Origin of the sequence: Chryseobacterium wanjuense (assembly GCF_900111495.1) — a bacterium.
Lineage (GTDB): Bacteria > Bacteroidota > Bacteroidia > Flavobacteriales > Weeksellaceae > Chryseobacterium > Chryseobacterium wanjuense.
The window spans coordinates 23,972-38,337 of sequence record NZ_FOIU01000005.1; the positions used below are offsets into that span (position 1 = coordinate 23,972).

General features: G+C 34.6%; 13 protein-coding genes. 6 read left to right on the forward strand and 7 right to left on the reverse strand.

What is annotated here, in order from left to right:
- Positions 1-177 precede the first annotated feature (177 nt).
- Both BMX24_RS19505 and BMX24_RS19510 read right to left on the reverse strand, forming a co-directional pair.
- Entirely contained in the window at positions 178-369 is a 192-nt protein-coding gene (locus BMX24_RS19505; RefSeq protein WP_089795856.1) for a DUF6496 domain-containing protein, read from the reverse strand.
- Between the two features lie 12 nt (positions 370-381).
- Positions 382-855, reverse strand: coding sequence for a hypothetical protein (locus tag BMX24_RS19510; protein ID WP_089795858.1), 474 nt, complete (start codon positions 853-855; stop codon positions 382-384).
- A gap of 120 nt (positions 856-975) precedes the next feature.
- Between BMX24_RS19510 and BMX24_RS19515 the strand changes: the two genes are divergently transcribed.
- The gene (locus BMX24_RS19515) at positions 976-3,105 is read left to right on the forward strand and encodes a S9 family peptidase (protein WP_089795860.1); all 2,130 of its coding nucleotides are present in this window, start codon (positions 976-978) and stop codon (positions 3,103-3,105) included.
- Between the two features lie 45 nt (positions 3,106-3,150).
- Here the strand turns inward: BMX24_RS19515 and BMX24_RS19520 are convergent, their stop codons facing one another.
- Positions 3,151-3,429 carry a type II toxin-antitoxin system RelE/ParE family toxin gene (locus BMX24_RS19520; protein ID WP_089795862.1) on the reverse strand — a complete coding sequence of 93 codons (279 nt, stop codon included), beginning with the start codon at positions 3,427-3,429 and terminating at the stop codon, positions 3,151-3,153.
- Positions 3,429-3,683, reverse strand: a complete 255-nt coding sequence (locus BMX24_RS19525) for a DUF2281 domain-containing protein (protein WP_089795864.1) — start codon at positions 3,681-3,683, stop codon at positions 3,429-3,431. The genes BMX24_RS19520 and BMX24_RS19525 overlap by 1 nt, the downstream gene beginning before the upstream one ends.
- An 87-nt stretch (positions 3,684-3,770) precedes the next feature.
- Here BMX24_RS19525 and BMX24_RS19530 point away from each other — a divergent pair, with 87 nt between their 5' ends.
- The 5 genes from BMX24_RS19530 to recG all read left to right on the forward strand — a co-directional run bounded on the left by BMX24_RS19530 (position 3,771) and on the right by recG (position 11,928).
- Positions 3,771-5,426 carry a peptide MFS transporter gene (locus tag BMX24_RS19530; RefSeq protein ID WP_089795866.1) on the forward strand — a complete coding sequence of 552 codons (1,656 nt, stop codon included), beginning with the start codon at positions 3,771-3,773 and terminating at the stop codon, positions 5,424-5,426.
- A 133-nt stretch (positions 5,427-5,559) separates the two neighbouring features.
- Positions 5,560-7,314, forward strand: a complete 1,755-nt coding sequence (locus tag BMX24_RS19535) for a peptide MFS transporter (RefSeq protein WP_089795868.1) — start codon at positions 5,560-5,562, stop codon at positions 7,312-7,314.
- A gap of 132 nt (positions 7,315-7,446) precedes the next feature.
- Complete coding sequence (locus BMX24_RS19540; RefSeq protein ID WP_089795870.1) at positions 7,447-8,958, forward strand: peptide MFS transporter; 1,512 nt, start codon at positions 7,447-7,449, stop codon at positions 8,956-8,958.
- Positions 8,959-8,999: 41 nt separating this feature from the next.
- Positions 9,000-9,536, forward strand: a complete 537-nt coding sequence (locus BMX24_RS19545; protein ID WP_089795872.1) for a thioredoxin family protein — start codon at positions 9,000-9,002, stop codon at positions 9,534-9,536.
- Positions 9,537-9,810: 274 nt separating this feature from the next.
- On the forward strand, positions 9,811-11,928 hold the full coding sequence (gene recG / locus BMX24_RS19550; RefSeq protein WP_394332547.1) for an ATP-dependent DNA helicase RecG: 2,118 nt from the start codon (positions 9,811-9,813) through the stop codon (positions 11,926-11,928).
- 586 nt (positions 11,929-12,514) lie between these two features.
- Here recG and BMX24_RS19555 read toward each other — a convergent pair.
- From BMX24_RS19555 to BMX24_RS19565, 3 genes are all read right to left on the reverse strand, one after another.
- A complete protein-coding gene (locus BMX24_RS19555; RefSeq protein ID WP_089795876.1) occupies positions 12,515-12,961 on the reverse strand; it encodes a response regulator in 447 nt (148 codons plus the stop codon).
- Positions 12,954-13,535: a helix-turn-helix domain-containing protein gene (locus BMX24_RS19560; RefSeq protein WP_089795878.1), complete on the reverse strand. Its 582-nt coding sequence runs from the start codon at positions 13,533-13,535 to the stop codon at positions 12,954-12,956. Before BMX24_RS19560 ends, BMX24_RS19555 begins: the two co-directional genes overlap by 8 nt.
- A 294-nt stretch (positions 13,536-13,829) precedes the next feature.
- On the reverse strand, positions 13,830-14,333 hold the full coding sequence (locus BMX24_RS19565) for a GNAT family N-acetyltransferase (protein WP_089796075.1): 504 nt from the start codon (positions 14,331-14,333) through the stop codon (positions 13,830-13,832).
- Between the last annotated feature and the right edge of the window lie 33 nt (positions 14,334-14,366).

A 14,366-nucleotide genomic window follows, 5' to 3' on the forward strand; every position in this document is an offset into this window, starting at 1 on the left:
TAAGGAAATTAAGTTATTAAGGATTATTAAGCTTGCTACGCTTAAATTTGTAATCAGAATGATTATCTTAATTGCACTTAACTTCTTAAATACCATCTTAATGGTTCAAAAAAAATTAAATTATTATTTAAAAATAACAAAAACACGGCTTGAAAATTTCAAGCCGTGTTTTTTTGATCAATCTTTTTTCTTTTTCTCTTTAGGCACTTTCAAACCTTTTTCTCTCGCTTCAGAAATACCGATGGCTACTGCCTGTTTTCTGCTTGTCACTTTCTTTCCGGAAGAAGATTTTAGTTTTCCTTCCTTGAACTCGTGCATTACTTTTCCTACTTTGTCCTGAGCTTTTTCTGAATATTTTGTATTGCTCATGATAAAAAATTTTTAAGATTTTAAAAGGGAAACCCCAATTTCATATACTTTAGCATGCTTCAAATATTTTGAACGCTCTCTGGAAGTTACCGATTCAAAATGATCATTTTTAATCACGATAATCGGGTCTTCTGCATTTTCTATTTCAAAGTTGGCCAGATATCTTTCATCCGGCGGAGATTGCTGTTGTCTTGCTTTTATTTTCTGCAGCTCATCTGCATATTTTCGGAATCCCGGGTCAGATGAATGGATAAACTTATATTCGTCGCCCGCATCTACACAATAATGAAGTTTTTTTTCAAGCAAATGAGCTTCATCGCAGATCTCCGGGTTATCATTACCATCCTTAAAGCCTACTTCCACCAAAGTTCCACCTTTTTTCTGCGCACATTCTTCGGCTTCTTTAAAGCTTGAAAAACCTGTGTAAACTATCTGATCGTTTAAAACATAACGGTTCAGCTTCTGGTTGAATGCATTCGTTTCCATAATTATTATTTGATTTGATTACCCGTTATAGTATTCAATTCTTTTGCCAAAAGTCTCGTTTTAAAAAGCTTTTTTTAGCATTTATAAAATTATTATATTTGAGATCTTTTAAATTTAGTAATGAAAAAATTCATATTAACGCTTACAGTTGCTGCAGCATTTCAAAGTTTTTCAGCACAGGAGATCACTTTAGATAAAATTTATTCAGGATATTACCGTGGAAAAGGCATTGCCGGAATCACTTCCATGAAAAACGGTGAAAATTATCTAGTTATTGAACCTACAGGAATTGCAAAATATTCTTACAAAACTTCACAAAAAGAAGGAAACATTGTTGACGGACAATTTGAAAGCTATGAGTTTTCTGATGATGAGTCAAAGATCCTTTTATTAAAGGAAAGTGAGCCGATTTACAGACATTCTTTCTTGGGGAAATTTGATGTTAAGGATTTAAAATCGGGAAAAGTAATCAGCCTTAATGACGGAAAAAACGTTCAGGAGCCAAGATTCTCTCCGGATGCTACGAAAGTCGCTTTCATTTCTGAGAATAATTTATACTATCAAGACTTAAACTCAGGAAAAATTACACAAATAACTGAGCATGGCGTTAAAAATAAAATATTAAACGGACTTGCAGACTGGGTGTATGAAGAAGAATTCGGACATGCAAGATTGTATGAATGGACAAAAAATTCGGATGCGATCGTTTTCGTAAAATTAGACGAAACAGAAGTTCCGGAAATTTATATTCCGATCTACGGGAAATCGCTTTATCCAAAAGAAATGCGTTACAAATACCCGAAAGCAGGGGAGAAAAACTCTGTCGTTTCTGCACATATTTATCAACTAAACGATGGGAAAAAGACGAAAGTTAATTTAGAAAATTTTAAAAATTACTATATTCCAAACGTTGTACAGACTGCAAAACCTGACGAAATTGTTTTAATAACTTCCGAGAGAGTGCAAAATGCGTCTGATGTTTTAAAAGTGAATACAAAAACAGGAGAAGTAAAAAAACTCTTCACCGAAACGGATGAAAAATGGATCGATACCGACAGCCCTACCCTTGAATTTTTAGAAGATAATTCTTTCCTTTGGGGTTCTGAAAGAGACGGACACCGCCATTTATATTGGTACGACAAAGACGGGAAACTGAAAAAACAGGTAACAAAAGGCGATTGGGAAGTAACTGATTATTATGGATTTAATCCAAAATCAAAGGAAATTTACGTTCAGACAACAGAAAAAGGAAGCATCAACAAGGTTGTTTCTAAAATCAATATTGAAAACGGAAAAGCCCAGCTGATCTCAAACGGAGAAGGAAATAATTCTGCAAACTTCAGCAAAAACTATAATTATTTCATTGAAACATCTTCTACCGCTGCAAAACCTTACACGTATATTTTAAAAGACGGAAACGGAAAAGTGGTAAAAGAACTTCAAAATAACAACGACCAGCTTCAAAAATTAAAAGCTGATAATTTCGTTGAAAAAGAATTCATTACCATTCCGAATGAAGCCGGAGACCAGATGAATGCATGGGTAATGAAGCCGAAAAACTTCGATAAAAACAAGAAATATCCATTATTCATGTTCCAATATTCCGGGCCGGGATCTCAACAGGTTGCTAATTCTTGGGATAATGGTAATACCCTATGGTTTAATCATTTGGTTCAGAAAGGATATATCGTAGCTTGTGTTGACGGACGTGGAACGGGTTATAAAGGGGCTAAATTCAAGAAAGTAACTTACATGAATTTAGGGAAATATGAGATTGAAGATCAGATTGCAGCAGCAAAATGGTTCGGAAATCAATCATACATCGACAAAACAAGAATCGGAATGTTCGGATGGAGTTTTGGAGGTTATATGACCAGCTTGGCTATGACAAAAGGAGCCGACGTTTTCAAAGCCGGAATCGCTGTAGCACCGGTTACCAACTGGAGATATTATGACACGGTTTACACCGAAAGATTCATGAGAACACCTCAGGAAAACCCTGATGGATACGACAAAAACTCTCCTACTAAATATGCTAATTTATTAAAAGGGAAATTCTTAATGATTCACGGAACAGCCGATGACAACGTACATTTTCAAAATTCTATGGAATTCTCGGAAGCTTTGATTCAAAACAAAAAACAATTTGATTTCATGGCGTATCCTGACAAAAATCACGGGATTTTTGGTGGACAGACAAGACCGCAGCTGTATCAGAAAATGACTGATTTTATTTTGGAGAATCTTTAATTTATATATTTAAAAAGTCGTTGTTAATTAACAACGACTTTTTTATTAGTAAAAATGAAAACTTCGGTTATCAATAATGGTGACAAGAAAAATTTTATCATTTATTTCCTGATAGATTAATGAATTGTTTTCATCAATAATACATTTTCTTAAATTAAGAATTTTTGATTTCGGACAAATTGTAACATGATTTTTTAGATTATCAGTCAATTTATTAAAATGATTTTCAAATCTTTCAACTTCTTTTGTCCAGTTTTCAAACAAATAATCAATTACCTTTAAATAGTTTTTTAAAGTTTCTTCAGACCAAATAATTTCCATCATTATTTCTTTGAAGCAATATAATCCTTGATTTTCTTTTGGGCAGATTCATGACTCAGAGTTTTTTCATTTTCTATATCATCAATTCCTTTTTTAATTGATTCTCTCTGAGGTTCAGATAAAATTCCTGACCAATCTTCAGCATTTGCTCTAGTGTATTTTGTCTTCAAAAAATCAATAAAATCATTCACTTCTTCGTAAAAATTTTCGGGAAGTGTTCTGATATTGTTTTCTAAATCTTTTAATGTAATTTCCATTTCCTCACCTTTATTTTATCCAAAGTTAATAAAATTCGATTATTATTTTTAAAATTCTATATTTGTGAAATTTGAAATTTATCAACTATGAAGACTAAACATCCTAAGGGATTGCCTTTCCTCTTCTTTACGGAAATGTGGGAGCGTTTCGGGTACTACCTGATTCTCGGAATTTTTGTTTTGTATGTAATTGAACCAACTGGTTTAAAAGGTGGTCTCGGACTTCCCGACAAAACAGCAGACGACATTTTCGGAACTTATATCGCTTTGACTTATTTGACGCCATTTATCGGTGGATTCCTGGCAGACAGAGTGTTAGGATATATCAAATCCATTTATTTGGGAGGAGTTTTAATGGCAGCCGGATACATCGGGATGGGAGTTTTCAAGGATCTGACGTTGTTCTACTCTTCTTTAGCATTGATTATCATCGGAAACGGTTTCTTTAAACCAACAATTTCTACACTTTTAGGAAATCTATACTCCGAGGAACCTTATAAAGCCAATAAAGATTCCGGGTACAATATTTTTTACATGGGAATCAATATTGGAGCGTTTATTTGTAACATTATTGCGGCATTTATGAGAAATAAATTCGGTTGGGGTGAAGCCTTCATCACTGCCGGAGTCGGAATGCTGATCGGTTTAATCATTTTTACCATCGGAAGAAAACATTATATCCATGCGGCTCAAATGAAGCCTGTACAGGAAGGTGATACGAAGCTTTCTGAAATTTTGGTTAAAGTTTTCTTACCGGCAATTATCGCAGGAGCAATTGGCTGGGTAATTCCCGAAAATATCTTTGGAAGTGACAATACTGATGCCTTTATTTTTGCCTGCGTTCCTGTTATTTATTTTTATGCTTCCCTTTATTTTAAGGCAAAACCGGAAGAAAAATCTTCCATCGGAGCTTTGTTATCGGTTTTCTTAATCAGTATGTTTTTCTGGGCAGTTTTCAAACAAAACGGGACAGCTTTGACGAGATGGGCCAATTATTATACCGATAGAAGCGTTCCTGCAGCTTTAGAAAAGCCTTTGGAAGGAATCTATATGGTGGACGGAAAAGGCTATGAAGACAAAGAAGTTTCTGTCTACGACGACCAGTATCAGTCTCAAAAAGACAAGGATGGAAAAACTATTAAAGAAACAGGAAAAGATATTTATTTCAGGAATATTTCGCCCGAACAAAGAGCAGATTTAGAAAAAAATCCTGATAAAAAGGTGTATTTATACAATACAGAATTGTTCCAATCGATCAATCCGTTTTGGGTAATTGCTTTAACGCCGATTGTCGTAGGATTCTGGGCACTTTTAAGGAGAAAAGGAAAAGAGCCTTTGACGCCAACGAAAATTGTTTTGGGATTATTCATTTCGGGATTATCCTGTTTGGTGATGGTTCTCGCCGTTTGGGCCGGAGATAACGGAGCTGTAAAAGTTTCACCTTGGTGGCTGGTTGCAAGCTACGGAGTCATAACAGTCGGCGAATTATGCCTTTCTCCGATGGGGCTTTCATTCGTTTCCAAGCTTTCTCCTGCGAGAATTACCGCTTTGATGATGGGTGGATTTTTCCTTGCAAACTCAGTCGGGAACAAGCTTTCAGGAATTTTGGCAAGCACATGGTACAGCTACGACAATAAAATGAATTATTTCCTAGTAAACTTCGCTTTACTGATATTTGCTACACTTTTAGGACTTTCTATGTTAAAAAGATTAAACAAAATCATGAAAGAAAAAGGACATTAATCCTTATTTATAATAAAGAAAATCAGGCTGTAGAGTTATTCTGCAGCTTTTTTATTTAAATATAAAATTAAAACCTTGCCGAAAACACAAAAAAAACTATATTTGCTAGTCTTAACAAAAATTAACAATAAAAATGGATAATACTGAAGCATTAAGTCCGAAACCGGATGAATTTGTAGAGAATAAGAATTCCAGGCATCCAAAAGGATTATGGGTTCTGTTCGGAACAGAAATGTGGGAGCGTTTCAACTTTTATGGAATGAGAGCACTTTTGACGCTCTTCATGGTAAATTCCTTATTAATAAAAGAAGCTGATGCAGCAATCATCTATGGTGGATTTTTAGCTTTATGTTATCTTACTCCACTTTTGGGAGGTTTCATCGCCGATAAATACATCGGAAACAGAAATGCCATCTTAATCGGTGGATCGCTGATGGCTATCGGGCAGTTTTTGCTGTTCATCAGTGCATCAACATTCTCTGCAGATTTAGGAAGTGCAAAAATGATCATGTGGCTGGCTTTATTCATTATTATTTTCGGTAACGGATTTTTCAAGCCAAACATTTCTTCCATGGTGGGAAGCCTTTATCCAAAACAGGAAAAATCAAAACTAGACTCCGCTTTCACGATTTTCTATATGGGAATCAATATCGGGGCATTTTTAGGACAGTTTATTTGTCCATACGTAGGAGACGTAAAAGATGCTGCAACGGGAGTGAGAGATATTTTCGCCTTCAAATGGGGATTCTTAGCCGCTTCACTTGCTATGGTTATCGGAACAATCACGTTCTTTATCCTTAAAAACAAATATGTAGTAACGCCGGAAGGAAGACCTATCGGTGGATTACCAAAACATAATACCAGTGCAGATTTCGAAGAAGGAGAAACGCAGACTGCTAAATTCTCAGGAAAAGCTTTGGGAATTACAGGAGTTCTATTCGTTATTTTATTTTTCGCTTTCAGATATTTATTGGTAGGAGAATTCGGATTCAATTCTGTGGAAATGGGGCAGTTAATCAAAGGAATTATTTATCCTTTCATTTATGCAGCCGGTATTTCCTTAGCATTCCTTATTATGAGCTCTGCTGAAAATAAAGTAGAAAAACAAAGAATCTGGGTAATTTATATCGTATCATTCTTTATTATTTTCTTCTGGGCAGCTTTCGAACAGGCAGGTTCTTCACTTACCTTCATCGCAGATAACCAGACTGACAGAAACATCTTCGGATGGAATATGCCGCCTTCAATGGTTCAGATTTTCAACGGGATCTTCGTTGTATTATTGGCAGTTCCTTTCAGTTTATGCTGGGATAAATTAAGAGCAAAAGGCAAAGAGCCGGTTTCTCCAATGAAGCAGGCGATTGGTTTGGCTTTAATTGCTTTAAGTTATTTCATCATTGCACACAACGTAAAAGATCTTGGAAACTCGGGATTATTGGCCATCAAATGGTTGATGTTATTATATTTCATCCAGACTTGTGGTGAGCTTTGTTTATCACCGATCGGATTGTCATTGGTAGGAAAATTAGCTCCAAAAAGATTCGCTTCATTATTGTATGGTGTATTCTTTATTTCTAATGCCGCTGGTTATGCATTGGCAGGTTCATTAGGAGCATTGATCCCTGCAACAGGTGATAAATTCTCTAAAGCACAGGAAATCGGAGTAAATCTTCAGGATGTTTTAGATAAAAAAGTGACTTTAACGGCTGATCAGGCGGCGGCATTTGAAAAGGCTCAGTTGCCTATAGCAAACCCTACTTTTGCCGGATTTGAGATCCACAACTTATTCGAATTCTTCATGGTATTCGTGGTGCTTTGTGGTATTGCTTCCGTTATTCTGGCTTTAATTTCGCCAATCTTAAAGAAAATGATGCACGGTGTAAACTAATCCGCATCAATAAAATACAACTAAACCTCTGCTAAGTCGGAGGTTTTTTTTATTTTTGATGTTTATCAAAAATAAAATGTGACACAATGTGTCAAGAATTATACCCCTATTAAAACTTAATCATATACCATTATGAGTTTAACTTTAGACGAAATACAAGACTTCAAAGGAAAATACCCAAGCCAGATCTGGAGCCTTTTCTTCTCCGAAATGTGGGAACGTTTCTGTTTTTACGGAATGCGTGGGATGCTGGTTTTTTTTATGATCTCACAATTAAATTTACATGAAAAAGAAGCTAATCTTCAATATGCCGCAACACAGGCATTTGTTTATGCATTCACTTTTATAGGAGGTCTTTTTGCTGATAAAATTTTAGGTTTCAGAAAATCTCTTTTCTGGGGCGGACTTTTAATGATCATCGGAAGTTTAATTCTGGCAGCAGATCCGCATAAGTTCTTTTTCCTTGGAATTTCCTTTACTGTTGTAGGTACGGGGTTCTTTAAACCTAATATCTCCTCAATGGTGGGACAGCTTTATAAGCCCAATGATTCAAGAGCAGACGCAGGATTTTCACTTTTCTATGCAGGAATAAATCTTGGTGCTTTATTGGGTGGTTATCTTTGTATTACCATAGGAAAAGGAGAAATTCTTACTTCCCTTATCCCAGAAAACATGAGATGGAACGTAGCTTTTGGTTTAGCAGCAATCGTAATGGTTGTGAGCTTAATAAATTTCATTTTCACTCAAAAAAGACTTGGAACAATCGGACTTCAGCCCGGACATCCTATGGCAGAAGTAAAATCTGCTCCCATACCCAAATGGCAGGAATACGGAGTATATGTTTTATCATTAATTTTTATTCCGATCATTATGATCATGGTAGCAAAAACACAGTATACAAACTATTTTATGTATACCGTGGGTCCTCTTACCCTTCTTTATCTTTTCTACGAAATGACGAAAGTAACCCCTTCGGAGCGCAAAAAACTCTGGGCAGCTTTGGTTTTCATTTTATTTTCGATTTTATTCTGGGGAATTTACGAACAAAGCGGAGGTTCGTTGAGTATTTTCGCCGCCAAAAACTTAAATAAAGATCTTCTCGGTTTAGATCCAAATGGTGTAAATAATTCCGGAGGAGCGTTTTTTATTATTTTCCTGGCTCCATTAATTGGGTTGCTTTGGATATGGCTGAACAAAAGAAAAATTGAGCCGAATACGCTCATCAAATTCGGGTTAGGATTTATCTTCCTGGGGTTGGGGTATTATGTATTATTTGCTACAAGACTTTTTGTAAATGCCGCAGGAATTACATCACTAAACTTCTTTACCCTCGCTTTACTCATTATTACTTTAGGAGAGCTTTGTTTATCGCCCATCGGATTATCGATTATGACTAAACTTTCCACTAAAAATCTTCAGGGAATGATGATGGGAATGTGGTTTTTGGCCTCAGCTTACGGACAGTATGTCGCAGGAATCATAGGGGCAAGCATGGCAACAGAAAAGAAAGGGGCATCCAACTATGATGCTTTTATCACTTATACCGATGGATATAAACAATTAGGATTGTATGCGGTAATTGCCGGCGTAGTATTAATTTTGATCTCTCCTTACGTGAAAAAATTAATGCAGGATGTAAAATAAAAATAAGTAAATTATGCTTATTTTTACTTAAATATCAAATTATGAAGAAAATTATAAGCATAATCCTACTTTTTTGGTTAAACTTCAGCTTTGCGCAGGTAAAGTGGATGACCATTGATGAGGCCTTGAAAGCGCAGAAAGAAAATCCTAAAAAAATATTGATTGATTTTTATGCAGACTGGTGCGGACCATGCAAGATCATGGATAAAAAAACCTACGGAAACCAGATTATTACTGATATTTTAAATCAAAATTATTATGCTGTAAAATTTAATGCTGAAGAAAAAAAATCGTTTGAAATTTTCGGACGCCTATTCTCAAATCCGAATATTGAACAAAAAAAAGGAAGAAACTCTTTACATGAATTCACAGAATATATGAATGTGGGAGCAGTTCCGAGTACTGTTTTTCTCGATGAAAACGGCGGACCGATTACCATTTTGCAAGGAGAATTATCGGCAAAAGAACTGGAACCTTATCTGGAATTAATTTCAAAAAATCTTTTCAAAAAAATCCGGACGAGACAGCAATGGGAAGACTATCAGAAGAAATTCAAATCCAGAATTGATGAGATTTAATGATTTTTCTCAGTACAAAAGAATAACACAATTATCTTAAGTTCATTATTGAACTATAAACAAGAAACAATATTTGTAAAAATCTCCGATTTTCATTTCGTGTGATCTTATATTTAAGTTTTAAATTTAAATATAATGTGACTCATTTGTCAAAAAACTTTTGTGATTAAAAGAAAAAGTTTAAACACACTTATAAAAAATCATCAGACTTTCATTTTTTTTTGGAAGTCTTTTTTATTTTACCGAAATTCGAACCTTTGTTTTTTCATTCAACATTTGGATCTCGAAACCCGAATCTCAGATAAAATTGAATCTTGAAACCTCCATAGAATACGTCAAAGGAATCGGTCCCGAAAAAGCCAAACTCATCAAAAATGTGTTGGGAATTTCCACCGTGGAAGATTTTCTAAACTTTTTCCCTATCCGTTATCTGGACAAAAGTAAAGTTCATAAAATTGCCCAGTTAAAAGACGTCAGTACAGACGTTCAATTAAAAGGAAAAATCACAAGCGTTCAGGAAATACAAACGGGAAAAACAAAACGTCTTTCCGCGAAATTCAATGATGATACCGGCACGATGGATCTGGTTTGGTTTCAGTATTCAAAATGGATGAAGGAACAGCTTCCGATCAATCGGGAAATTTATATTTTCGGCAAGATCAATGTTTTCAACAACCAGTTTTCTATGCCACATCCAGAAATAGAAATCGAGGAAAAAAAAGATACAGACAACCGATTAAAACCAATTTATCCAAGTTCGGAAAAATTAACCAAAAGAGGATTAAACCAGAAATTCTTTCAGACCATTTTAAGAAATATCTGCAAGGAAATTCCCAATCTTATCCATGAAAATTTTCCGGATTATCTGATGAAAGCCTTTAAGTTTTTATCGAGACAGCATACTTATCTTAATGTTCATTTCCCAAAAGATATGGAACACTTTGAAAAGGCCAATTATCGATTGAAATTTGAGGAATCTTTCTTTTTCCAGTTGGGATATGGTTTAAAAAAACTTCATCATAAAAGCCATACTGCAGGAAATCCTTTTCCAATTGTAGGCGATCATTTCAATAATTTCTATGAAAATCATCTTCCGTTTGATTTAACAGAAGCTCAGAAAAGAGTTTTAAAAGAAATCCGTTTGGATATGAAAAAGCCCATCCAGATGAACAGGCTTCTGCAGGGAGATGTGGGATCGGGAAAAACGATGGTGGCTTTGTTGACCATGCTTATTGCTTTAGACAACGGATTCCAGAGCTGTATGATGGCTCCCACAGAAATTCTTGCCCAGCAACATTACAACGGAATTAAAGATCTCTTAAAAGAAACCAAAGTGAATGTGAGACTTCTCACCGGTTCGACCAAAGCTGCCGAACGGAAAATTATTCATAAAGAACTGGAAAATGGTGAACTTTCTATTTTGGTGGGAACACACGCTGTCTTGGAAGATAAAGTGAAATTTAAAAATCTTGGATTAGCAATTATTGACGAACAGCACAGATTTGGTGTCGCGCAAAGAGCCAAACTTTGGGCAAAAAATAAAATTCCGCCGCATATTCTGGTAATGACTGCCACTCCGATTCCGAGAACACTGGCGATGAGCTTCTACTCTGATCTCGATGTATCGGTGATCGACGAAATGCCGGTTGGCAGAAAACCGATTATTACTGCTCACAGGCGGGAAAAAGATCGTGCTTATGTGTATAATTTCTGTCGTGAAGAGATTCAAAAAGGCAGGCAGGTTTATTTTGTATATCCGCTTATTGAGGAGTCTGAGACTTTGGATTATAAAAATTTAATGGAAGGCCTTGAGAACGTAATGGATAATTTTTCAAAATATAACGTCACCATGCTGCACGGAAAAATGAAGCCCGATGAAAAGGATGCTGCCATGAATTATTTTGCTTCGGGAAAATCTGAAATTATGGTCGCCACAACGGTAATCGAGGTAGGTGTCAACGTTCCGAACGCTTCTGTGATGGTGATTGAAAGTGCCGAAAGATTTGGGTTGTCTCAGCTTCATCAGCTTCGTGGGCGTGTTGGCCGAGGCGCGGAACAGAGCTATTGTATTCTGATGACTTCCGACAAGTTATCCAGCGACAGCAGAACCCGCATCAAAACGATGGTTGAGACCAATGACGGATTTAAAATTTCTGAAGTAGATATGCAGCTTCGTGGTCCCGGAGATATTCTGGGAACCCAGCAAAGCGGTGTTGTAGATTTTAAAAGACTGGATTTGGTGAATGATTCAGCGATTATTAAAACAACGAAAAATACGGTGGAAAAAATCCTGGAAGCCGATCCTTTATTAACCAGACCAGACAATCAGATTATTAAAAATTACTATTTGAGGAATTATAAAGGAAAAAATAAATGGGGCAAAATCTCATAAAAAAACCGCAAAAAGAAAATCTTTCCGCGGTCCCCCTTATAAAACTGTTATTTTGAAGAAATTACTTTGCTTCTTAATAATTACTTTAATTTTTTTCAGTTTAATATTTTGTGATGTGGTGTGAAAATATTTATATTATTCTGATTATTAAAGCTTTATTCTAATAAAAAAACAAAATGAATTATGTTTCCAACTTGTTTATTATAAAAACTAACTGTTTTTTTTCGTTAAAGGATTTTTTATGAAACGAATAGATATCCTCTAACTACTTTTTAAGTTTTCATGATTGTACCGTTTTGTTTAAAGATCTTCTACGCTTTCTAATTGGAAATTGATATAATTCATTTTGTTTAACTAACATTGTGATTTATATAATTTAGTTTCTAGATGAAACAATTATTTTTCCATTCATTCATTGTTTTTTATATAGCAAATTTGTGTTACAATTCTACAATACAAAAGTGTTAATTATGCAGGATTATTTTTTATATTATTTACTAATTATAAAATTATCACCCTGTTGTGAATATTAACGTAGCAAATATAAAGATTAAATTTCAAACCTGAAAGAAGAAAAGTATTTTTTTCACACCTTCATGATAAAATTATTTTTGTTTAAGCCCGATGTGTGATATTGCCAATTGATTGTAATGATTTCTGAAAGAACTTTTTTCATATCCGCATAATTATCAGGCTTTTTCATAAAAACATTGGCTCCTTTTACAAAAACATCTTCCTCCTCTCCTACTGATAGCTCGTCAGAATAAATGACATTAACCATCTGATCAAATCTGAAATCAATTTTAATCTCTTCCAGACATTCTAGGCTATTTTTCTTCGGAATATCATATTTCATGAATAAAATTTCCGGAATCAATGCATCTTCGCTGTTTAAAAAATTCATCAAATCCCTACCATTGTTGAATATCTGAACCTTAACTCCTACTTTTAAATCTTTAAATATATTTTTAAAAAAAATCTGGTTTCCTTCATCATCATCTACCAGGATTACATTCAGGTATTCCTTATTCATACTGCATTTCAATATTACCGATCATACTTTGCACTTTTCTTCTCTTGGTTACAATTTTATGAAACAGAGAAGGCGTGATTCCTGTCGTATTTTTGAACTGAGTGCTCAGATGTGCCACACTCGAATAATTCAGTCTGTGTGCAATCTCTGTTAAGCTTTGTTTATTTCTGATAATCAGCTCTTTTGCGTATTCAATTTTTTGCAGGATAATAAAATTTTCTATCGAAGTATACGTCACTTCCGAAAACAGATTGGATAAATATCCATAACTGTGATTCAGTTTTTCTGCGATATAAATCGAAGCTTTCACGGGAATAATGTCATTTGAAAAAACCAGCTCCACAATAACATCTTTAATTTTCTGAACTAAAGCTGTTTTCTGACTTTCTATGATTTCTATTCCATAATCTTCAAGATTTTTCTTGAAAATTTTATGCTGTTCCTGGGTAAGCGATTCATAAAATTCTACTTCTCCAAAATTCAGGAGCCGGTATTTCAACCCATGCTCTTTGAGTTTTTCATCCAACACCTTTTTACAAAGCGCATTGAAATCAAATTTTACGTACATTTTCATCCTTAATAAGTGTGTCAAATTTTACGTAAATATAATAAATTATTTCAATAAAAAGTGAATTAGTTATATAAATTTATCTTAACATACTTCAACAAAAAAAACTCCTGCATTGTGGAATACAGGAATTTAAACACTAAGGATGAAAAAAAATATACTGATAAAAAGCTAAGATAGCTTAGAACCAAGCATATGAATGTATTGTTATGAGTGATTTGGTTCTTGTACAAAGTTGCACAAAAATAATAGATCACCTTTTATAGAATTACAGTAAAATGTTACAGAATTTTAAGTCAATTATTTGTGAATTAATAACTCCATTTGATAATCATCCATTACGAAGTTTCGTCCAATATCTAAAACCAATTCATTATATACTCTATACCCTTGAGATTCGTAAAAATTTTTAGCTGAATTCTCTTTATTAACGTTTAAAATAATTCTTCCATCTCCACTTTCGGAAACTTTACTTTTTAAAAAATCCAATGCTCCTTTTCCGAATCCTTTCCCTTTACTTTCGGGAACAAGATAGATTCGGTGAAGTTTTGTTGTCCCCTCTTCATAGCCATGTTCATAGCCGATGAAACCTTCGAAAGAGTTATTATTCTCATCCAAAATCAGATAATAATGATAATTCGGATTCTGAAGATGCTCAGAAATCTCTTTTGTCGAGTACATTTCGCTCAGCATATACTCTATTTGTTCGTTTGAAATTATTCCTACATACGCGTTCTCCCAGGATCTTCTTGCCAAATCCTGAATCAACGGAATATCCTTTTCTGTTGCTTCTATTAATTTCATTTTTATTTTAATTTTTTTAAAGTTTAATGTTTT

Coding starts and splice junctions, on each gene's coding strand:
- BMX24_RS19515 (WP_089795860.1), top strand. CDS start 976: ATGAAAAAATTCATATTAACGCTTACAGTTGCTGCAGCATTTCAAAGT.
- BMX24_RS19505 (WP_089795856.1), bottom strand. CDS start 369: ATGAGCAATACAAAATATTCAGAAAAAGCTCAGGACAAAGTAGGAAAA.
- BMX24_RS19535 (WP_089795868.1), top strand. CDS start 5,560: ATGGATAATACTGAAGCATTAAGTCCGAAACCGGATGAATTTGTAGAG.
- BMX24_RS19545 (WP_089795872.1), top strand. CDS start 9,000: ATGAAGAAAATTATAAGCATAATCCTACTTTTTTGGTTAAACTTCAGC.
- BMX24_RS19520 (WP_089795862.1), bottom strand. CDS start 3,429: ATGATGGAAATTATTTGGTCTGAAGAAACTTTAAAAAACTATTTAAAG.
- BMX24_RS19540 (WP_089795870.1), top strand. CDS start 7,447: ATGAGTTTAACTTTAGACGAAATACAAGACTTCAAAGGAAAATACCCA.
- BMX24_RS19510 (WP_089795858.1), bottom strand. CDS start 855: ATGGAAACGAATGCATTCAACCAGAAGCTGAACCGTTATGTTTTAAAC.
- BMX24_RS19560 (WP_089795878.1), bottom strand. CDS start 13,535: ATGAAAATGTACGTAAAATTTGATTTCAATGCGCTTTGTAAAAAGGTG.
- BMX24_RS19565 (WP_089796075.1), bottom strand. CDS start 14,333: ATGAAATTAATAGAAGCAACAGAAAAGGATATTCCGTTGATTCAGGAT.
- BMX24_RS19530 (WP_089795866.1), top strand. CDS start 3,771: ATGAAGACTAAACATCCTAAGGGATTGCCTTTCCTCTTCTTTACGGAA.
- BMX24_RS19555 (WP_089795876.1), bottom strand. CDS start 12,961: ATGAATAAGGAATACCTGAATGTAATCCTGGTAGATGATGATGAAGGA.
- BMX24_RS19525 (WP_089795864.1), bottom strand. CDS start 3,683: ATGGAAATTACATTAAAAGATTTAGAAAACAATATCAGAACACTTCCC.